Annotated in this window: 20 protein-coding genes; 12 read left to right on the plus strand and 8 right to left on the minus strand. The window is 70.3% G+C overall.

Annotation, left to right across the window (positions count from 1 at the left end; genetic code table 11):
• Positions 1-26: 26 nt before the first annotated feature.
• On the minus strand, positions 27-827 hold the full coding sequence (locus tag PXH83_RS04915) for an MHYT domain-containing protein (protein WP_274557082.1): 801 nt from the start codon (positions 825-827) through the stop codon (positions 27-29).
• Between the two features lie 239 nt (positions 828-1066).
• Here PXH83_RS04915 and PXH83_RS04920 point away from each other — a divergent pair, with 239 nt between their 5' ends.
• From PXH83_RS04920 to PXH83_RS04935, 4 genes are all read left to right on the plus strand, one after another.
• Positions 1067-1972, plus strand: coding sequence for a glycerophosphodiester phosphodiesterase (locus PXH83_RS04920; protein ID WP_420803115.1), 906 nt, complete (start codon positions 1067-1069; stop codon positions 1970-1972).
• 44 nt (positions 1973-2016) lie between these two features.
• Positions 2017-2571, plus strand: a complete 555-nt coding sequence (locus PXH83_RS04925; protein ID WP_274557086.1) for a methylated-DNA--[protein]-cysteine S-methyltransferase — start codon at positions 2017-2019, stop codon at positions 2569-2571.
• A gap of 84 nt (positions 2572-2655) precedes the next feature.
• Complete coding sequence (locus PXH83_RS04930) at positions 2656-3282, plus strand: HIT family protein (RefSeq protein WP_274557088.1); 627 nt, start codon at positions 2656-2658, stop codon at positions 3280-3282.
• Positions 3283-3398: 116 nt separating this feature from the next.
• Positions 3399-4640 carry an MFS transporter gene (locus tag PXH83_RS04935; RefSeq protein ID WP_274562673.1) on the plus strand — a complete coding sequence of 414 codons (1242 nt, stop codon included), beginning with the start codon at positions 3399-3401 and terminating at the stop codon, positions 4638-4640.
• Here the strand turns inward: PXH83_RS04935 and PXH83_RS04940 are convergent.
• Entirely contained in the window at positions 4630-4992 is a 363-nt protein-coding gene (locus PXH83_RS04940) for a cupin domain-containing protein (protein WP_274557090.1), read from the minus strand. The two genes, PXH83_RS04935 and PXH83_RS04940, sit on opposite strands and share 11 nt — an antisense overlap.
• A gap of 139 nt (positions 4993-5131) precedes the next feature.
• On the opposite strand from PXH83_RS04940, the gene PXH83_RS04945 reads away from it, so the two are divergent.
• The gene (locus PXH83_RS04945; RefSeq protein WP_274557092.1) at positions 5132-6571 is read left to right on the plus strand and encodes a WGR domain-containing protein; all 1440 of its coding nucleotides are present in this window, start codon (positions 5132-5134) and stop codon (positions 6569-6571) included.
• A gap of 27 nt (positions 6572-6598) precedes the next feature.
• On the opposite strand, the gene PXH83_RS04950 is transcribed toward PXH83_RS04945, so the two are convergent.
• A complete protein-coding gene (locus PXH83_RS04950) occupies positions 6599-7024 on the minus strand; it encodes a VOC family protein (protein ID WP_274557095.1) in 426 nt (141 codons plus the stop codon).
• Positions 7025-7113: 89 nt separating this feature from the next.
• On the opposite strand from PXH83_RS04950, the gene PXH83_RS04955 reads away from it, so the two are divergent.
• Entirely contained in the window at positions 7114-8031 is a 918-nt protein-coding gene (locus tag PXH83_RS04955; RefSeq protein ID WP_274557097.1) for a pseudouridine-5'-phosphate glycosidase, read from the plus strand.
• 68 nt (positions 8032-8099) lie between these two features.
• Positions 8100-8975, plus strand: coding sequence for a carbohydrate kinase family protein (locus tag PXH83_RS04960; RefSeq protein ID WP_420803116.1), 876 nt, complete (start codon positions 8100-8102; stop codon positions 8973-8975).
• A gap of 139 nt (positions 8976-9114) precedes the next feature.
• Here the strand turns inward: PXH83_RS04960 and PXH83_RS04965 are convergent, their stop codons facing one another.
• The 4 genes from PXH83_RS04965 to PXH83_RS04980 all read right to left on the minus strand — a co-directional run bounded on the left by PXH83_RS04965 (position 9115) and on the right by PXH83_RS04980 (position 11893).
• Positions 9115-9756 (minus strand): nucleoside/nucleotide kinase family protein, encoded by a 642-nt coding sequence (locus PXH83_RS04965; RefSeq protein ID WP_274557099.1) that lies wholly within the window; start codon positions 9754-9756, stop codon positions 9115-9117.
• A gap of 12 nt (positions 9757-9768) precedes the next feature.
• Positions 9769-10362 carry a hypothetical protein gene (locus PXH83_RS04970; protein ID WP_274557101.1) on the minus strand — a complete coding sequence of 198 codons (594 nt, stop codon included), beginning with the start codon at positions 10360-10362 and terminating at the stop codon, positions 9769-9771.
• 213 nt (positions 10363-10575) lie between these two features.
• Positions 10576-11010, minus strand: coding sequence for a cupin domain-containing protein (locus PXH83_RS04975; RefSeq protein ID WP_420803209.1), 435 nt, complete (start codon positions 11008-11010; stop codon positions 10576-10578).
• Between the two features lie 220 nt (positions 11011-11230).
• Positions 11231-11893, minus strand: a complete 663-nt coding sequence (locus PXH83_RS04980) for a winged helix-turn-helix transcriptional regulator (protein WP_274557103.1) — start codon at positions 11891-11893, stop codon at positions 11231-11233.
• A 95-nt stretch (positions 11894-11988) separates the two neighbouring features.
• On the opposite strand from PXH83_RS04980, the gene PXH83_RS04985 reads away from it, so the two are divergent.
• From PXH83_RS04985 to PXH83_RS05005, 5 genes are all read left to right on the plus strand, one after another.
• Positions 11989-13200 (plus strand): pyridoxal phosphate-dependent aminotransferase, encoded by a 1212-nt coding sequence (locus PXH83_RS04985; RefSeq protein WP_274557105.1) that lies wholly within the window; start codon positions 11989-11991, stop codon positions 13198-13200.
• Positions 13197-13841: a cysteine peptidase family C39 domain-containing protein gene (locus PXH83_RS04990; protein ID WP_274557108.1), complete on the plus strand. Its 645-nt coding sequence runs from the start codon at positions 13197-13199 to the stop codon at positions 13839-13841. The genes PXH83_RS04985 and PXH83_RS04990 overlap by 4 nt, the downstream gene beginning before the upstream one ends.
• Before the next feature lie 4 nt (positions 13842-13845).
• Positions 13846-14304 (plus strand): hypothetical protein, encoded by a 459-nt coding sequence (locus PXH83_RS04995; protein ID WP_274557110.1) that lies wholly within the window; start codon positions 13846-13848, stop codon positions 14302-14304.
• Between the two features lie 31 nt (positions 14305-14335).
• Positions 14336-14989, plus strand: coding sequence for a DUF2293 domain-containing protein (locus PXH83_RS05000; RefSeq protein ID WP_274557112.1), 654 nt, complete (start codon positions 14336-14338; stop codon positions 14987-14989).
• A 120-nt stretch (positions 14990-15109) separates the two neighbouring features.
• Positions 15110-17032 (plus strand): CDP-glycerol glycerophosphotransferase family protein, encoded by a 1923-nt coding sequence (locus PXH83_RS05005; RefSeq protein WP_274557114.1) that lies wholly within the window; start codon positions 15110-15112, stop codon positions 17030-17032.
• Here the strand turns inward: PXH83_RS05005 and PXH83_RS05010 are convergent.
• Positions 17009-18952 carry an NB-ARC domain-containing protein gene (locus tag PXH83_RS05010; RefSeq protein ID WP_274557116.1) on the minus strand — a complete coding sequence of 648 codons (1944 nt, stop codon included), beginning with the start codon at positions 18950-18952 and terminating at the stop codon, positions 17009-17011. The two genes, PXH83_RS05005 and PXH83_RS05010, sit on opposite strands and share 24 nt — an antisense overlap.
• Between the last annotated feature and the right edge of the window lie 105 nt (positions 18953-19057).

A 19057-nucleotide genomic window follows, 5' to 3' on the forward strand; every position in this document is an offset into this window, starting at 1 on the left:
GCGGATCAGCGACGGTCAGCGGCGGGTCAGCGGCGCTGCGAGGTTTCGCGGGCCGGCCGCGGGACGCCGGCTTCGGCGGGGCGCTGCCAGTCGGGGCGGCCCGCGACCAGCAGCGGGTCGAACATCACCACGACGCCGGCGAGCACCAGGAAGACCACCGGGCCGACCAGCATCGGGGCGAGGAGCATGGTGGACGGCTGCCCGCCGGTAGGGCCCGTGGACCCGTGCAGGTGGACGCTGAGCGCCGCCATGCCCGTGTAGTGCATGCCGCTGACCGCGAGGCCCATGACCAGGCTGGCGCCCAGGCTCGGCAGGAAGCCGCGTATCGACACGGCAGCCCATAGTGCGGCAGTGGCCGCGACCACTGCGATCACCACGGAGAGTGCCACGGTGGGGGTGTCGTACAGAAGCTGCCCGCGCAGTCGCATTCCGGCCATGCCGAGGTAGTGCATGGAAGCGACGCCCAGGCCGGTGATCGTGCCGCCGGTGACCAGGGCCATCGGGGTGACCCCGTGGTATCCGACGATGAAGACGCCGATCCCGACCATCACGATGGCGACGCCCAGGCTGGCGAACGTCAGGGTCGTGTCGTAGCTGACCGGGGTCTCTTCGACCGCGAAGCCCATCATCGCGATGAAGTGCATGGTCCAGATGCCCGAGCCTATGGCTGTCGCGCCGAGTGCGAGCCAGGCGGTCTTCCGGGTGCGCCCGCCCATGAGGGACCTCGCGGTGCAGCGGAGTCCGAGGGCGCCTCCGAGGCACGCCATGAGGTACGCCGCGACGGGGGTGACGAGCCCGTAACTGAATCCGTCCACAGTGCCCTGCATGCGCTGTATGCCCTTCGACCTTGCCCGCTGGGTGTCCGAGCCCGACTGGTGGTACGGAAGCCCTGGTTCGGGGCGAGAGTAGGCCGAACCGGGTGATCCGCACACGCTTTCTCGGCAAATTATCGACTCGGAGACTGACACGTGACGCCACGCGGGCGGTTTCGTTCATTTCGTGGCCATCCTTCGCCTGTCGAAAGTTGGCCGATCACTGTCACTCTCGGAGCGTCTTTGATCACTCAATGCGAGGAGTCCCTGTGTACGCACGCACCGTCTCGGCCACGGCCGCCGCGCTCCTGGGCGTCACCGCACTGCTGCTGCCCGGCTCCGCCACCCAGGCCGCCGCTCCCGCGACACCGGCCTGGGCCAAAGACGGGCCCGCCGTCATCGCCCACCGAGGAGCCTCCGCGTACGCGCCGGAGAACACCCTGGCAGCGATCGACCTGGCCGCCCGGATGGGCTTCGCATGGGTGGAGAACGACGTCCAGCGGACCAAGGACGGCGAGCTGGTGGTCGTCCACGACGACAGCCTCGCGCGGACCACGAACGTCGAGCAGCTCTTCCCCGGCCGGTCACCGTGGAAGATCAAGGACTTCACCGCGGCGGAGATCGCCACACTCGACGCGGGCAGCTGGTTCGGATCCGATTTCGCAGGCGCGCGCGTGCCGACGCTGAAGCAGTACGTGAACAGGGTCGAGCGCAACCACCAGAAGCTCCTCCTGGAGATCAAGAAGCCCGAGCTCTACCCGGGCATCGAGAAGGACACCCTGCGCGTGCTCGGCCGGGAGGGCTGGCTGAACCGTCATCACGTCAAGCACAAGCTTGTCATCCAGAGCTTCGGCGCGGACAGCGTGAAGGCCGTCCACGTGCAGCGGCCCGACATCACGACCGGCTTCCTGGGGACGCCTGCTGTCGCGGACCTGCCGAAATACGCGGCGTTCACCGACCAGATCAACCCCACGCACACGTCCCTCACGGCCGACTACGTCGCCGCGGTTCACCAGCTGAAGGGCGCGCACGGCAAGCAGCTCAAGGTCAACACGTGGACCGTGAACACCACGGCTGCCGCGGTGCGCGTGAATGACTTCGGCGTCGACGGGATCATCACGAACAACCCCGATGTCGTACGGGACGCGGTCGGCCGGTAGCCATCCGCGCCCGGCTGTCAGTGCCCGGTCGTACGGTGGTGCGCATGGACAGCGATGGGCAGTTCGTGGACTGGGCCGTCATCGGCAGCGGCGGCGCCGGTATCGGGCCGCTGCTGCTCGCCGCCACCCGTGAGGGCCTGGTGAGCGTGGTCTTCCATGCCGGTCCAGCGGTACGGGAGAGGGCGCTGGAGCAACTGCGGGCGCGTCTCGGCGCCGAGGTGACCGAAGCGCCGGGATCCGTCCGGCTGGCCGAGCCCATACGGCGGTTGGCGGCGTACTTCGAGGGCGAGCTGCGCGACTTCGACCTGCCGCTGGACTGGTCGCTGACGTCCGGATTCAATCGGCAGGTGCTGCGCGAGCTGGCAACCGGCGTTCCGTACGGCACGGTCGTCGGGTATGGCGATCTGGCGGGGCGGGTGGGTCAGCCGGGGGCCGCCCAGGCGGTGGGTGCGGCGATGGGGTCGAACCCGCTGCCCGTGGTGGTGCCCTGCCACCGGGTGGTGGAGAGCGACGGCGGCCTCGGCGGATTCGGCGGCGGCCTGGAGACCAAGAGGGCGCTGCTGGCGCTCGAAGGGGTGCTGCCCCAGCCGCTGTTCTGACTCCGCCGGGCTCTGCCAAGCTCCGCCGGGCATACCTGAGCTTTCTCAGTTTCGCCCGCCCGTAAGGACTGGCACACTGCGGCGGTGACTACCACGCCTGCCGCGCCCCAGCCCGGATCCGACGCCTTTGTCGCCCGCCTGCCGATCGGCGAGAGCCTGCCGATACCCGACGACTCACTTGTGACCTGGGACATCTTCCCGCTTGAGGGCGAGATGCGGGTCAAGCCGCTCCAGGCACCCGTACTGCCCGAGCCGCCGCGCAACGGCGAGGACGGCCCCGAGGGCTGTGACGTGTGTGACGAGCCGCTGGAAGACGCGCTGTGGGCGGACGAGCACTGGCGGGTGGACGCGGCGACGGATCCCTCCGGGCTGCCCGCACTTGTGCAGCTCAAGCCACGCGGCCACTACGACCTGTCCGATCTGCCTCCCGAGCGGGCTGCGGAAATCGGGCCGATGCTGCAGCGCGTGGAGCGCGCGATCATGTCGCTGGGCGGCATCGCGCGCGTACACATCAACAAGTGGGGTGACGGCGGGGCCCACTTGCACTTCTGGCTGCTCGGCCGCCCGGCCGGAATGATGCAGCTGCGCGGCACCGTGCTCTCCATCTGGGACGACCTGCTCCCCCACGTCCCCGACGGGGAACGGCATCTGGCGAACCGGCGGATCGCCGCGGCGCTCGCCACCGACGGCGGAAAGGCGTACGCACTGTGACCACGACCGGCAAGGCAACGGGCAAGGCAACCGGCAAGGCAAGCAGCAAGGCAAGACCGGCAGCGGCCCCGCCCGGTCCGGAAGCGCAGCGGACACTCCAGCGGCGTACGTCGGCCGTGCTCGTCGTGAGTCAGATCCTGGGCGGCCTCGGCGTCCCCATCGGCATCGCCCTCGCCCCCGTACTGGCGACCGAGGTGAGCGGCACCGAGGCACTGTCGGGGCTGGCCCCGACCGCGTCCGTCGCTGGTACGGCCCTGCTGTCGATCCCGCTGGCGGCCCTGATGACCTCGCGCGGCCGCCGCCCGGGGCTTGTCCTGGCCTATCTGATCGGGGCACTGGGCGCGGGACTTGTGGTTCTTGCCGCCGTCATCGAGAACTTCCCGCTGTTGCTGCTCGGCATGGCGGGGTTCGGTGCGGCGTCCTCGGCCAACCTCCAGGCCCGTTTCGCCGCCGCCGATCTGGCCGAGCCGGACCGGCGGGCCCGCGCGATCTCGACGGTCGTGTGGGCCACGACGATCGGCGCGGTCCTCGGCCCCAACATCGCGGCCCCCGCGGGCCGCGGCTTCGCCGGGACCTCCATACCCGTGATGGCGGGCCCGTTCGTGTGGGCCGCCGGAATCTTCCTCGTCACCGGACTCGTGGTCGCCGTCCTGTTGCGCCCCGACCCGCTCCTCACCGCCCGAGCCCTGGCTCCGCAGGAATCACAGTCGGCACAGAGCCGCTCCCTGCGCGCCGGCATCGAGGCGGTCGCCGCCTCGTCACGGGCCAGACTCGCCCTTGTGACGGTGGCCGTCAGCCACACCGTGATGGTCTCGATCATGGTGATGACCCCGGTCGACCTGGGCCACCACGGCGCCGATCTCGAACTGGTCGGCCTGGTCATCAGCGGTCACATCGCCGGCATGTACGCGTTCTCGCCGGTCATGGGCTGGTTGTCCGACCGCGTCGGCCGCCTTGCGGTCATCGGCCTCGCGGCCGGCCTGCTGTGCTTCGCGGCCCTGCTGGCCGGCACGGCGGGCCCGAGCCATACCCAGACCGCCGCCGGCCTCTTCGTCCTCGGACTCGGCTGGTCCGCGGGCCTCGTCTCGGGCTCGGCTCTGCTCACCGACTCGGTGCCGCAGCCCGCCCGTGCCGCCGTCCAGGGTCTGTCGGACCTGACCATGAACACCGCGGCGGGCATCGGCGGTGCGGCAGCCGGTCTGATCGTCTCGCAGGCGAGCTACGGCTGGCTCAACGCGATCGGCGCCTGCCTGCTGCTGCCGATGGCCGCGCTCGCCCTGCTCGCCACCCGCCGCCCTGCGGAGTCTGCCGAGTCTGCCGAGTCTGCCGAGTCTGCCGAGTCTGCCGCTAAAGGCTGATGTGGTAGGCCTTGCGCAGCGTCTCGTGAACGGTCCAGGTCGTACGGTCCCCCTCGCGCAGCACACACGCGTCACCGGGCCCGATCTCCAGGATGTCGCCGCCGTCCACCTCGACGGTGGCGCGTCCGCTGACCACCACGAAGAGCTCGTTGGCCTCGGTGTCGGTGACCACGCCGGGCGTGATCTGCCAGATTCCGCGCAGCTGCTTGCCGTCGGGCGACTCCCACAGCACCTTGCCCGTCACCACCGGTTCGCCGGAGACGATCTGCTCCGGATCGAGCGGCTCCGGCTCCAGGTCGGCGTCCGGAATACGTACGGCAAAGGAGGCGGGGGCTTGATCAGTTGTCGTCATGGCGCGTCACCCTAGCCGGGAGCCCGGCGGCCGCGCGTACCGCCCGTCGCCTGGGAGAAAGCCCGTTGTCAGTGGTGGCCTCTACTTTGGGATCAGTGGAGATCGGCCACCTCGGCCGGTCCTTGGGGAGGGGTGTGCCATGTCGCGAGAGACCACGTATCTGGAGCTGTCCCAGGAGGACGGCGGCGCGCACAAGTTCTACGAGGTGACCGTCGACGGTACGACAGTTGCCGTGCGGTACGGGCGGATCGGCGCGGACGGACAGCGGCAGACATCGACCTTCCCCAGCATCGAGAAGGCGAAGGCCGCGGCCGCGAAGAAGGTCGGCGAGAAGGTCCGCAAGGGGTACGCGACGGCGGTGCAGGGCCAGCGCGCGGCCCGCTCGGTGACACGGCGTCAGGTGACGTCGGCTCCGTCGACGGCACGCGCGACGGCTCCGGTGCTCTGGCGTTTCCGTACGGGCGCGACAGCTCTGGGCATCCATATCGAGGAGGACCGCTGCTGGGTGGGCAATCAGCGCGGAGATGTCTACACGCTGGGTCACGACGGTGAGGTGCTGGCCAGGTATCAGCTGCCGGACGGCGTGAAGTGCCTGGTCGCGGACGACTTCTGGATCTACGCGGGCTGTGACGACGGCCGGGTGTACGACCTGTCGTCCAAGCTGCCGTTCGCCGCGTACGAGATCGCGGAGGACGTCGACATCTTCTGGCTGGACATTCACGAGGGTGTGCTGAATGTCGCGGACCGCAGTGGCGGGCTGACGGTGATCGACCACGAGGACGAGTTCCAGTGGTCGCGCCGCTCGACCGGTGGCAGTGCCTGGATGGTGCGGGCGGACGAGGACGCGGTCTACCACGGTCACACGCGTGGTGTGACGGCCTACGCGACCGACGGCAGCGGGGAGTTGTGGCACACCGCCACGACGGGGAACGTCCTGTTCGGCTGGCAGGAGGACACCGCCGTGTACGCGGGCACCGGCAGGCGCGTCGTCGAGCGGCTGAACAAGAGGTCCGGCCGTATCGAGGCGACGTACCGGTGCGACGCCTCGGTGTACTCCTGCGCCACCTCCCCCGGAGGCCGCTACGTGTTCGCGGGCGACTCGTCCTCGTCGGTGTACTGCTTCGACGCGGACGGCACCCGGCTGTGGAAGCTCGGCACGGGCGGCGGCTCGGCCCTGTCCATGCAGTACCGCGGCGAGAAGCTGTACATCGTCACCACCGACGGCTCACTGGCCTGCATAGACGCGAGCGAGACGGCGATCTCGGCGGCCCAGTCCGGCTCGGTGCCGGTCGCCCTGGACATCAAGCAGGCCGCTGCGCTGCCCACTTATGTGCCGACGGCAACGGTCGCCACGGTCAGCGCCGTGCCTGCCCCTGGGGCTGGTGTGGTCGTCGAGTGCATCCAGGAGGCGGGCGGCCGACTGCGAGTCCATGTGGTGTCGGAAGGCTACGAGCCGTCCTGGAACGTCCAGTTCCCGCGTGCCATCCGGCAGGCGGGCGCCCGCTATGTCGTGGACGCTCTGCACACATCGCAAGGTGGCTTCTACCGGGTGCGTGGCGAGATAAAGCGCCTGGTCTAGCTCACGCGTCCGGCTCAGTCGTCCGGCTCATTCCTCATAGTGGCGGGCCTCGATGATGTTCCCGTCGGGATCGCGGAAGTAGAAGGAGCGGGGAGCGGCTCCGCGGGCTCCGAAGAGGTTGTGGGAGTACGGGCTGACAGGGACTCCCCGGTCCTCCAGGCGGCTGCGCAGGGCGTCGAAGGCCGGCTTGTCCATGGCGAGGCAGACATGGTTGACCGGGTGTCCGGCGCTTCCTTCGGCGCCGGGGACGGCGTTCATGGACCCGGCCATGGTGAGCGGAGCGAGGTCGAGCAGGGAGCCGGCGGAGATCCGCACGGACGGGAAGGACACTTTGCCCTCCGCGAACTCTGCCGAACGCACGCCGGTCAGGCCGACGGCCTGCTCGTAGAACTCCACCGAGGCGAGGGGGTCGCTCACCCACAGCACAACGTGATCGAGATGTGTTTCCGTCATCCGAACAGGCTGAGGTGCGAGGGCGGACGGAGACAAGGGACGCGCCGGTGCACGTTTGCGGACCCGTCCGATGCGCCAGGAATTTGGGCATGCCTGACACCACGCTGCTGCTGTCCGAGGAGGTGCGGGACGCGCTGGAGCGGCGTAGTCCCGTTGTCGCCCTGGAGTCGACGATCATCGCGCACGGTCTGCCGCGCCCGCGCAACCTGCGCGTCGCGGAGGAGCTTGAGGAGGTGGTACGCACGGGCGGGGCCGTTCCCGCCACCGTCGCGGTCCTGGACGGCAGAGCCCATATCGGCCTGGACAAGGCGCAGTTGGAGAGGGTCGCGAACGACGACACGGTGCGCAAGCTGGGGCACCGCGATCTCGCACCGGCCCTGGCGGCGGGCGCGAGCGGCGCCACGACCGTGTCGGCGACGGCGTTCCTGGCCGCCCGTGCCGGCCTGCGCGTCTTCGCCACGGGTGGGCTCGGCGGCGTACACCGGGAATGGACACAGACGCAGGACGAATCGGCAGACCTGGGGCTGCTCGCGCGGACCCGGATCACGGTGGTGTGTGCGGGGGTCAAGTCGATCCTGGACGTACCGGCGACGTTGCAGCGGCTGGAGACCCTCGGTGTCGGCATCCTCGGGTACGGCACGGAGTATTTCCCCGGTTTCTATCTGAGCAGCTCGGGCGAACCGGTCGACTGGACGGTGCGTACGCCCGGCGAAGTGGCGGCGGTGATGCGTGCGCAGGACGCGCTCGGCGGTCCGGAAGCGGCGCTGATCGTCGCCAATCCCGTACCGGAGTCCGAGCAGCTCGACCCGGCGCTGCACGACCGGGTGCTGGCGGAGGCACTGGAGGAGTGCGGGAAGCGCGGCATCGTGGGACAGGCCGTGACGCCGTTCCTGTTGGACTACTTGGCGCGGGGCACCGAGGGAGCGTCCTTGGAGGCCAACTTGGCGGCGGTGCGGGGGAACGTACGACTGGCGGCGCCGATCGCGGCCGCGTGGGCGGAGGTGTGAGTGCGGGGGTCAGTAGGGACGTAAGCACGAATGGAGGTGGGACTGGGGGTGCGCGTGAGGCGCTGCTGGTGGTCGGTGATGTGGTCACCGATGTCGTGGCCCGGCATCGCGCACCGCTCGCGCCGGGGACCGACACGGCGGCGGACGTCAGGACGCTGCCGGGCGGGGCGGGAGCCAATGTGGCGTGCTGGGCGGCGTACGAGGGGCTGGCAGACGTACGCATCCTGGCGCGGGTCGGCACGGACTCGGGCGACTGGCACGAGGAGCAGCTCCGGCGTGCCCGCGTGCACGCTCAGGTCGTACGCGACGACGAGGTGCCGACCACCACCGTCATCTCGCTGGTCGACGCCGCCGCCGAGCGCACGTTCCTCACCGGCAGCGGCGCCGCACTGTGCCTCTCGCCGGGGGACTGGTCTCCGTCGCTGCTGGACGGCGTCGCTCATCTCCACCTGTCGGGGTATCTCTTCTTCGCCGATACGAGCCGGGAGACGGCCCTGATCGCGCTGCGGGCGGCCCGGGAACGGTCGGTGACCGTGAGCGTGGATCCGGCGTCCGCGGGGTTCATCGCCGGGATGGGCGTGGGGCGTTTCCTGGAGGTGTTGGCGGGGGTGGACGTATTGCTGCCCAACGCCGATGAGGCCCGGCTGTTGACCGGGCTGCCCGAAACGGCTGACGCAGCGGCCAAGTTGAGCCGCCAGTTTCCGCTCGTCGCAGCGACTTTGGGCGCCGGTGGAGCGCTGGTCGCCGCGTCGGGCAGCCTGCGGGCCCGGGTTCCGCCCGCCTCGGCGAGGGCGGTGGACTCGACGGGGGCGGGGGACGCGTTCACGGGCGCCTTCCTCGCGGCACGTCTCGCCGGAGCTGACGTAGCGCAGGCTGCGGCGGCGGGGTGCCGGGCGGGGGCGCATGCGGTGACGGTGATGGGCGGGAGGCCACCGTTCCGGTGACGGCCGGCCCCGGCTCCGCCTCCGGTACCGCGGGGAGCCGGAGGCCCTTCGCCCTTCTGGGGGTCCCCCACGCCCGCAGGGCGTAGGGGGAGTGTCCTCGAACGCGGGACGCGCTGGAAGATCTGGAAGATCCACCCCCCTATCCGCGGAGCCCCGTCCAGGCCGGATGCCGCGGATCGTCCGCCCGTACAACAACATCGGCGGCCTCCCCCGGCCCCACCTCCGCCTCGTAGCGCGCAAAGGCAGGCAACGTCCACCTCTCCCCCTCGCCGGTCCTGCGAGCCAATGCCCCCGCTGACAACCGCACATGCACCGTCAGGTCGAACGGAAACCAGTGCCCGAGCAGCAGCGGACCGTGCAGCAACAGCACACCACCGGGCGGGAGTTGTACGTACGGGCTGCGCGTCGCCCGGTCGGTGACCGGGTCCCACAGGTCGGGCAGGACGCGCCCGGTTCCGTCCGGCTCCAGCGGCCCGAAGATCTCGCGCCGCAGAGCACCGGTGTCGAACCAGCCGTCGAAGTACGAGTCGGGGTCGCGCTTGCCGAACTCGTAGCGCAGCGAAGCGGGGCGCAGGAATCCTTCCGTACTGACGACGAGGACGGTACGGCCGCGCTGCCGCAGCGCTTCGGCGACGCGCTCGGCGATCTCGCCTGTGCGGGCGGCCGGGGCCCCGTCGACGCCTGCCCTGAGCCAGGCACCGCCCTCCGCCGGTTTCTGGCCGTCAAGGTGGTCAGCGAGGGCGTCGGCGAGCCGCGCCCAAGTGATCGCTTCGAATTGCACGGCGCCGCCACGTCACCCTGGCAGAACAGGCGGCACGGGCGAGCCGGGCGAGAGGGGCGAGACCGGCGGCTCAGGCACCTCGGGCCCACCCGAACCGTCGAACCGGAACGGCACCCCGAAACGCTCAGCAAGCGCCCGCCCCACAGCCACCGCCTCCCCCTGCTCGGGCCACGGCGGCGCCTCCCCGTCGAAGTCGCGCAGGTCATCGCCGGGCCGCAGGTGCGCCAGAACATGCGGGTCCGCCGGTCCAGCCTGGCCCCCCGGACCCGCCGTGACCGCCGTGACCGCCGTAACCGCCAGCAGCCGCACGAACCGCCCCCGCGTATCCCCGTCCCAGTCCGCCTGGATGGCAACCACCGGCCTCGGCAGCGCAGCGACCTCGGCGGCCAGCGTCTCCAGATCGCGCAGCGGCGGCGGCCCGATCCGCCCGGCGAGCGCGGCACCCCGCTCGGCGATCAGCTCCTGGCAGGCACGCAGTCCCGGCCGTGGCGCGACCCCGGAGGAGCGGATGGCGAAGACGGCCTGGACCGACCGCCCCTGGACGACGAGTTCGTCGACGTTCTCGCGTACGGCGGCGGGCAGCGCGGCCCAGAGGTCGGAAGTCATGGAGCCGACCCTAGCCGCAGCAGCCACCGAAGCCGGTTGACCTTGCCATGTTCGCCGACGCGGGCGCACGCGCGGTGGCGGAAGGGCCGCAGGTCGTAGACGCTCGCTGAGACCGCGAAGGCACGCCACATCCATCCACTGGTGGCCGACATCACGGACGACGATGCGCCCTGGGAGATCGTCCGTACGACCGTCGAGGAGTACGCCCGCCTGTCAGCCCCGGTCGCACTCCGGTGCGTCGGCATCGACGGAGAGCGGACTTCCGGCGGGCAGCATGTAGGTCACGTACAGCACGACCGGCTCACTCCCCAGATTGCGCCCGACATGCCGGTGCCCGGCTCCGGCCGGCTCGACGAAGGACTTGCCCGCGGTCGTCGTCTCGACGGAGCAGTCGTCGAGCGTCCGGGACAGCGTGCCCTTCTGTACGACGGCGATGACCTGGCCGCTGTGGTAGTGCCAGCCGGTGGTCCCGCCCGGCGCGATGGTGACGGTGCGTACGACCACATCGGTGGGCCCCTTGGCCTTCACCTTCAGCGTTCCGGCGGAGGTGCCGGTGGCGAGCACCGTGCCGCTCACACCACTGCCGGGCGTCGCGACCGCGGCGGACGGCACCAGGCCGAGCGCCGCCACACATGCCGCAAGGACCATGCCCTTGCGTATCCACCGCTGCTGCGCGCTGCCGCTCCCCATGAACCTGAATCCGAAACCCATAGACCTCATCGGAATCCCTCCAACTCCCGGGTCCTGTGAGGGGATTACGGCCTTCCGGTACGTACCCACCCCACAGCCGCTTCGCCAAAATCGCCCCACCGTATCGGACAGCCGCACTACCCGTACGGCGCGTACGACACATCCGATACAGGCGGGGTCATTCTCCGCGCAGCGCGGCGGCCAGCGCCCCGTCCCCCCGCACTTGAATACGCCCGTCCCGTACACCTTCCGCAACGGACAGGGCGCCGCCGCTCACAGCCAGACAAGTGTCGGCGTCCATTTCAAGGCGAGCGTCTGCCACGCCAGTTAGGCCGGCGGGCCTGTCGCCGTACGCCGCCAGCCCGCCCTTTCCCCTCAACCGCACATGAAACTCCCCCTCGTCGAGCCGGACGTCGACGACCCCATCCACACCCAGCCCCTCCAGCGCCCGCATCAGCGGTATCGCGAACCAGTGCGCGCGCACGGCGTCCGTGGGCTGCCGCTCCTCCAGCGCGGGCGCTCCCCACTCCGCCAGCGCCGCGATCACCGGGAGCAAGCCACGCCCCCGCTCGGTGAGTTCGTACACGTATGCGGCGGCGGGCGGCGGCAGCCGACGGCGGGTCGCCAGGGCGTCGCGCTCCATGTCCTTGAGGCGGGATGCGAGTACGTCCGTACTCACGCCGGGCAGATCGGCGTGGAGGTCGGTGTAACGGCGCGGCCCCGCCAGCAACTCCCGGACGATCAGCAGGGTCCAGCGGTCGCCGACGGCGTCGAGGGCCCGGGCGGCGGGACAGTACTGGTCGTAACTCCGGCGGCGGGTCTCGGTACGGCGTGGTGGCATGCGAAGCAGTCTATTCAAGTTGTTGGACTTTCCAAGCGAGAACTTGGTAAAACCAAGCAACACCGAGCAACACCACTTCTGGGGAGGCGCATCGCATGGAGTTCCGGCAGTCGAGCAAGCTCAACGAGGTCTGTTACGAGATCCGCGGCCCGGTGATCGAACAAGCCAACGCCCTTGAGGAGGCGGGGCACAGCGTCCTGCGCCTCAACACAGGCAACCCGGCGCTCTTCGGCTTCGAAGCGCCGGAGGAGATCGTCCAGGACATGATCCGGATGCTCCCGCGGGCACACGGCTACACCGACTCCCGCGGAGTCCTCTCCGCCCGCCGCGCAGTAGCGCAGCGCTACCAGGCCCTCGGACTGCCAGAGGTGTCGGTCGACGACATCTTCCTCGGCAACGGCGTGTCCGAACTGGTCTCCATGGCCGTGCAGGCCCTGCTCGAAACCGGCGACGAAGTCCTGATCCCCGCCCCCGACTTCCCCCTGTGGACCGCCGTCACCACCCTCTCCGGCGGCAAGGCCGTCCACTACCTCTGCGACGAGTCCGCGGACTGGTATCCGGACCTCGACGACATGGCGTCAAAGATCACCGACCGCACAAAAGCCGTCGTCATCATCAACCCCAACAACCCCACCGGCGCGGTCTATCCGCGCGAGATCATCGAAGGAATCCTGGACCTCGCCCGCCGCCACCAGCTGATGGTGTTCGCCGACGAGATCTACGACCAGATCGTGTACGACGACGCGGTCCACCACACCGCGGCCGCCCTCGCCCCCGACCTGGTCGTCCTGACCTTCAGCGGCCTCTCGAAGTCGTACCGCGTCGCCGGATTCCGGTCCGGCTGGCTGGTCGTCACCGGCCCCAAACAGCACGCGAAGAGTTACCTGGAGGGCCTGACGATGCTCGCCTCCATGCGCCTGTGCGCGAACGCCCCCGCGCAGTACGCCATCCAGGCGGCGCTCGGCGGCCGCCAGTCCATCCACGAACTCACCGCCAAGGGTGGGCGCCTGAACGAGCAGCGCGAGGTCGCGTGGGCGAAGCTCAACGAGATCCCCGGAGTCTCGTGCGTCAAGCCGAAGGGCGCGCTGTACGCGTTCCCGCGCCTGGACCCGAAGATCCACAAGATCCACGACGACGAGAAGTTCGTCCTGGACCTGCTCCTCCGCGAGAAGATCCAGGTCGTACAGGGCACGGGCTTCAACTGGCCGCGCCCTGACCACTTCCGCATCCTCACCCTCCCGTACGCTGACGATCTGGATGCGGCGATCAGCCGTATCGGCCGCTTCCTGAGTGGATACCGCCAGTGACACCACCACCGCCAGTCACGTCTTCCCTCTGCCCCACCTGCCTCATCCCCATCCAGACCCAGTTCGCGTCCCCGGACCTGATCGAGCAGATCGTGTACGGCGGCCTGGACCCGGCGTCGGACCCGGCATGGGAGTCCTCGGGTGCGGCAACGGTCGAGGAGTACGCACGGTGGTGCGGCCACCTGTGCGGCATGGCGTGCCTGCGCATGGCGCTGGGCCCGGACGCCCCCTCCCTCTTCGCGCTCCGCGACGGTGCGCTCGAGTACGGCGCGTACACGGACCACGAGGACGGTGCGATCCAGGGCCTGGTCTACGCCCCATTGGCGCAGTACGCAGAAGAGGCACACGCACTCCCCGCCACGGTTCACCGCCACCTGACCCCGCCCGAGATCCTCGAACTCCTTGACGCGGGCCGGACGGTGATGGCGTCGGTCCACTACGAAATCCGCAACCCGGACCGCGAGGCCCCGGGGCGGGGCGGCCACCTGGTCCTCATCACGTCCCGCACACCGGACGGCAACGGCGTCCACTTCCACAACCCGTCGGGCACAACGCCGAACACCCGTGCCGCGAACCTCCCCCTCGCGACCTTCGAGCGCTTCTTCGCAGGCAGAGGCATGTCGTTCGGCGCAAGGCGGTAACCCCATGGGCACAGCGATAATCGCCGTCATAGGCACGCTGCTCGGCTCGGTGGCGACGTACTACTTCCAGCGCCAGGCAGCGGAACGCACCGCCGCCCTGACCCGCGCCGAGCAGCTCCGCCAGGAGCGGATCTCGACCTACAGCGCCTTCGCCGGCGCGCTGGTGGACTACCGCCGCGCCCAGAACGACCGCTGGCACCGCAAGGCCGAAGCGCCGGACAGCGCCGACGCCAAGAGCTCGCGCTTGGAGTCGTACGCACAGCGCTCGGCCGCCCGACAGTCCCTGATCCGGGTCCAGCTGGTCTGCGCGGACAGGGAATCCGTGGAGCTGGCCCGTACAGCCTTCGAGTTGACGCACTGCATGCACGAGGCACCGAACGAGGCGGAGCGCGCCAGGCGCTCGGAACAGGCGGACGAGGCCCTGGCGAGCTTCATCGAGGCGGCGGCCCCGAGCGTCCGCTGACACGCCACCACACCCCGCGTAAAATCCCCCCATGGACCTGGTGGTGATCGAACCACTCAAACAGCGGCACTGTGCCGAGTGCCACCAAGGCCCCCTACGCTTCCACATCCTCGAATTCAACGCCGTAATCTGCCTCGACTGCGCGGATCTGGCCCACCTGGTCTACCTCCCTCGGGGCAACGCGGCCCTGACGCGCAGAGCCCGCGAGGCCAGCTCGCTCTGGGCGGTGGTCATCCGCCACAGCAGACGCCGCAAGCGATACGAGCGCCAGGGCCTCCTGGTCGAGGAAACGGCCCTGGCCCGCGCTGAATCGGCCTGCCTTGCGGACGCCGATTCCCGAGCCCGCCGCCGGGCCCGCGACGCAGCCCGCCGCGCGGCCGAGGACGTACGCTTCACCGCCACCCTGACGACCAAAATCCTCCACCTCTACCCGTCCTGCCCACCGCAACGCGCCCACGCGATAGCAACCCACACCTCGGAACGCGGCAGCGGCAGGGTGGGCCGCAGCGCGGCGGGCCGGGCCCTGGACGAAGCGGCGGTGACGGCGGCGGTGCGGGCCGCAGTACGGCACGAGGACACGGCGTACGACGCGCTGCTGATGGACGGCGTACCGCGGAGGAAGGCGCGGGCGAGGGTGACGGCTGCGACAGAGGCGGTCCTCATTGCCTGGCAGGAGGAGCAATAACCTTGGGAACTCGCACGGGTCGCGCGCTGCCGTACGGTGTCGTGGGCGAGAGGCGGGGAACGACGGGAACAATCTGACGCAAGGGGGTTGTGGGACGCGGTGATACGCGCTATCCGGACCATGATCGCGAGCCGCGAGCCGCGAGCCGCGAGCCGCGAGCCGCGAGCCGCGAGCCGCGAGCCGCGAGCCGCGAGCCGCGAGCCGCGAGCCGCGAGCCGCGAGCCGCGAGCCGCGAGCCGCGAGCCGCGAGCCGCGAGCCGCGAGCCGCGAGCCGCGAGCCGCGAGCCGCGAGCCGCGAGCCGCGAGCCGCACGGGAGCCGCACGGGAGCCGCACGGGAGCCGAGCTCCCTTGCTTCCGTCCCGGTCACAGCCGCTGTCCCTGTCCCTGTCGGCCACGACGCCTACCGCTGGCAGACCTTCCGGGGTGAACGCCTCCTCGTCGCTGTAGTCCGCACCGTCACCTCCGCAGTGCGCGTGCTCGACGTCCTCTCCCCCGTCCTGCGCGACGACCAGCGCGTCAATCTGGTCTTCGCGTACGACCCTGGCTCGGCCTTCGGCGAAGGCGTACTGCCCCTGCTGCAGACCCACGGCGCGCTCGTCATGCCCTGGAAACAGTTCCGGGAGAGCGCCCCGCACCTGATCGTTACGGCCACCGAGAACGCGGTCCTCACCGACGCCGGCCATGACGCACCCGTGCTGGTCCTCCCGCACGGCGTCGGCTTTCACAAGCACGTACCGGACGCACGCGGCCCCGGCGACCGGCTGGCCGGTCTGGTCCCGGCCGAACTGCTGGCCAGCGGCCGCGCCCGTACAGCCATCTCGCACCCGGACCAGGCTGCCCAACTCCCCGCCTCCGCCAACCCCTTCTTCGTCGGCGACCCCTGTTACGACTCGCTGCTCGCCGGCCAGGACGTGCGCGACAGGTACCGCCGAGCCCTCGGCATACCCGCCAACCATCGCCTGGTGCTGATCAGTTCGACCTGGCGGGACGAGTCCGCCGTGGGCCAGGACTCCACACTCCCCGCCCGGCTGCTGGCCCAGCTCCCCACGGACGCGTACGCCGTCGCACTCGTCACCCACCCCAATGTGACTGCCGCACACGGCTCGCTTCACCTCGAACACATCCTGGGCTCCGCCCGCGCCTCCGGCCTGATCCGTATCCCGCCCGAATCCGGCTGGCAGGCTGCCCTCCTCGCCGCCGATCTGCTCATCGGAGACCACGGTTCGGTGACCTTCTACGGTGCGGCGATCGGCATCCCCGTCCTGCTGGGCGCCTTCAGCGAGCAGGAGGCCGTCGCAGGGACGCCCATGGCGGAGCTGGGACGGCTCGCGCCGCACCTCGATCCGTACGCGCCACTGCTCGCCCAGGTCGAGCGCACCATCGAGTCGCACGACGCCGACCGGATGTGCAAACTCGGAGCGACGGCACTGGCCGAGCCGGGCTCGGCACTCGCCCGTCTGCGTACGGCGGTGTACGAGCTCCTGGACCTGCCGGAGCCGGCCACCGGTCCACCCACCCCGCTGGCACCCGAGGACCCGTGCCCGGTCCCGCCGAGGGACGTGAGCACCGCTCTGTCGGTCACGACCCGCGTTGATGCCGACCTCGAAGCCGGACCGCGAGTCCGGATCCACCGCGTACCGGCAGCCGCCGTCGCCCCCACCACAGCATCCGAGGAACAGCACCTGAGCTGTACGGACGACGACCGCGAACTGTCCGCGAGGGAGAGCGCCTCTGTCCTCCTACGCCATTCCCCATGTTCCGCCACCGCCGCGACGGCATGGGCCCGCGACATCCTCGCCCGTTACCCCGGAGCCCTGCTCGCCGCGACCGCCGTGACGGCCGCGGGAACGTACCGGATCGCTCTGAGAGACGGCCGTACGGTCGAGGCCACCGTCACCGGCCCGCCGCCCGATCCTGGCCTACCCGCGGCGGTCGTCCACGCCTGCCTGATGAGCGGCCTCCCGCTGGACGGCTTCGTCACCGCCGCCGTCGCCGACCGCTCCGACGAGGACGTATCCCTACGCGTCCTCCCCCAGCACTGACCGCACGACCGCGGCGCGCGGGCTGCCCCCGGCCTCGTAAATCTCCAGGGCGCGGCTCAAGTGATCGCGCACACCGGTGAGTTCGTACAACGTCTCGCGATGCCCAGCTTCATAGTGCACAGCACCCACCTCCTGCAACGCCGCCACCGCGTCCTCCAGCGCCACAGCAGCCTCCTCCGTACGCCCTAGGTGAATCAGCACGTTGCCCTCGGCGGCACGCGCGCGTGCACCCATGCGCCGGTCCTCGACCCCCGGCGCCGCGAAGCGCGCGCAGGCATCGCGCAGAGTCACCAGCGCCTGCTCACCCTCCCCCGCAGCATCCTGCGCGCACCCGAGGAAAAGGAGCCCGATCGCGGTCCCGCGCGGGTCTCCGGCCTGCTCGTACAGGGCGAGCGCCTCGCGATACACGCCCACGGCCCGCGCCGGCGCATACCTGTCGCACCACCGCCCGTAGAACTCCCGGACCGAAGCGCGCAGCAGCGTGTGATCGGTCCGGTCGGCGCAGACGATCGCGGCGTCGAGCTCCTCGCGGGCACGCTCACGCTCGCCGAGGTCCATGAGAGGACGCGAAAGAAGCGTACGCAACCGGGCCTCGGCGGCCGGATTACCGTCCGCCGCAGCGGCAACCACACCAAGTTCACCGGACGCCAGCCAGTCCCCCACGTACCGGTGATTGAGATAGAGGGCAGTCAGTGCCTCGGCCAGCTCCCAGGTGACGCGGTGCATCTCATGGGCGGCAGCCGCACGCAGTACGGCGAGGAGCTCGCCACGCTCGGCATCCAGCCACGCAAGCGCCGCCGCCTTGTCGGCGAACGGACCGGGCACACCTCCAAGCCGCTCAAGCCGCTCGACGGCTCGCCCGATGCGCATCCGACCGCCCATCACGGCCAGGTCTGCATGCGCGGCCAGCCGCAGCACATGCACGGCCGCCCGCGCCACAATTCCCGCCGCGTCCTCACGCCCCGCCATCCGCAGCGCGTGGAGCCGCACCAGATCGTGGAAGGCGTAACGCTCGTCTTCCCCGTACTCGACGAGACTCGCCTCATCGAGTACGTCGAGCAGCTCCTGCGCCCGTACGACATCGACTTCCGCGAGCGCGGCGGCGAGTTCGACATCCCATCGCCTCCCCGGGTACAGCCCCAGCAGCCGGTAGAGCCGCCGGGCATCGTCCGGCAGCCCCTCGTACGCCACCCCGAAGACCACGGTCACCACACCCTCCCCGCGCACGCTCAGCGCATCCAGCCGCCGCTTTTCGTCCGCCAGTTCACCTGCCAGCCCGCTCAGTGTCAGCCTCCGGTACGTCGCCAGCCGGCCCGCAGCCACATGCAGCGCGACGGGCAGCCCGGCGCACCATTCGACGATCCGCCGGGCGGCCTCCGGCTCGGCGGCGACACGGGCGGCTCCGCAGAGCTTTTCCAGCAGCTGCCGCCCGTGCTCGAACCCCAGCGGATCCAGGGGCATCAACTGCGCCCCGTCCTGTAAGAGCTCTGCGAGCAGCCTCTGGCTGGTCGCCACCACCACGCTCCCGGTGCCCGGGATCAGCGCCCTGACCTGCGCAGGATCGGTGACATCATCCAGCACCACCAGCACGGGTGCCTTGGCCGTGCGAGTCCGGAACATGGCACTCAACTCGCCAAGGCTGCCCGGCAGGTACTCGTCCTGCACCCCGAGGGCCCTCAGACAGCTGCTCACCCCGGCGGATACGTCCGCGCCCACCTGCCCGCGCAGGGCGGCAAAGTCGACATACACATCCCCACCGGGAAACCGCTCGCGCACCTCCTCGACCCAGTGCCGTACGGCTTCGCTCTTCCCAATCCCCGGCAGCCCACTGACCACCCCGATGCCACAGCCATCAAGCGCAGCCAGTACGTCCACACGATCGACGAACTGCGGAACCGAGCGTGGCACTTGCCTGGGCACCACCCACTCCGGCCGCTCACCCCGAAAGATCACGTCCCCATGAATCACCCCGGCCTGCACAACGGGCCCGTACGCATCCCCACCGAATTCATTACGCACGCCCAT

The organism is Streptomyces spiramyceticus, from assembly GCF_028807635.1.
GTDB classification, from domain to species: Bacteria; Actinomycetota; Actinomycetes; order Streptomycetales; family Streptomycetaceae; genus Streptomyces; species Streptomyces spiramyceticus.

Excerpts from the sequence above, each read along its gene's own strand:
- PXH83_RS04985 (WP_274557105.1), top strand. The coding sequence starts at position 11,989 with ATGGAGTTCCGGCAGTCGAGCAAGCTCAACGAGGTCTGTTACGAGATC.
- PXH83_RS04975 (WP_420803209.1), bottom strand. The coding sequence starts at position 11,010 with ATGGTCCTTGCGGCATGTGTGGCGGCGCTCGGCCTGGTGCCGTCCGCC.
- PXH83_RS04925 (WP_274557086.1), top strand. The coding sequence starts at position 2,017 with ATGGACAGCGATGGGCAGTTCGTGGACTGGGCCGTCATCGGCAGCGGC.
- PXH83_RS04955 (WP_274557097.1), top strand. The coding sequence starts at position 7,114 with ATGCCTGACACCACGCTGCTGCTGTCCGAGGAGGTGCGGGACGCGCTG.
- PXH83_RS04945 (WP_274557092.1), top strand. The coding sequence starts at position 5,132 with ATGTCGCGAGAGACCACGTATCTGGAGCTGTCCCAGGAGGACGGCGGC.
- PXH83_RS05005 (WP_274557114.1), top strand. The coding sequence starts at position 15,110 with ATGATCGCGAGCCGCGAGCCGCGAGCCGCGAGCCGCGAGCCGCGAGCC.
- PXH83_RS04980 (WP_274557103.1), bottom strand. The coding sequence starts at position 11,893 with ATGCCACCACGCCGTACCGAGACCCGCCGCCGGAGTTACGACCAGTAC.
- PXH83_RS04920 (WP_420803115.1), top strand. The coding sequence starts at position 1,067 with ATGCGAGGAGTCCCTGTGTACGCACGCACCGTCTCGGCCACGGCCGCC.
- PXH83_RS05000 (WP_274557112.1), top strand. The coding sequence starts at position 14,336 with ATGGACCTGGTGGTGATCGAACCACTCAAACAGCGGCACTGTGCCGAG.
- PXH83_RS04915 (WP_274557082.1), bottom strand. The coding sequence starts at position 827 with ATGCAGGGCACTGTGGACGGATTCAGTTACGGGCTCGTCACCCCCGTC.
- PXH83_RS04970 (WP_274557101.1), bottom strand. The coding sequence starts at position 10,362 with ATGACTTCCGACCTCTGGGCCGCGCTGCCCGCCGCCGTACGCGAGAAC.
- PXH83_RS04950 (WP_274557095.1), bottom strand. The coding sequence starts at position 7,024 with ATGACGGAAACACATCTCGATCACGTTGTGCTGTGGGTGAGCGACCCC.
- PXH83_RS04995 (WP_274557110.1), top strand. The coding sequence starts at position 13,846 with ATGGGCACAGCGATAATCGCCGTCATAGGCACGCTGCTCGGCTCGGTG.
- PXH83_RS04940 (WP_274557090.1), bottom strand. The coding sequence starts at position 4,992 with ATGACGACAACTGATCAAGCCCCCGCCTCCTTTGCCGTACGTATTCCG.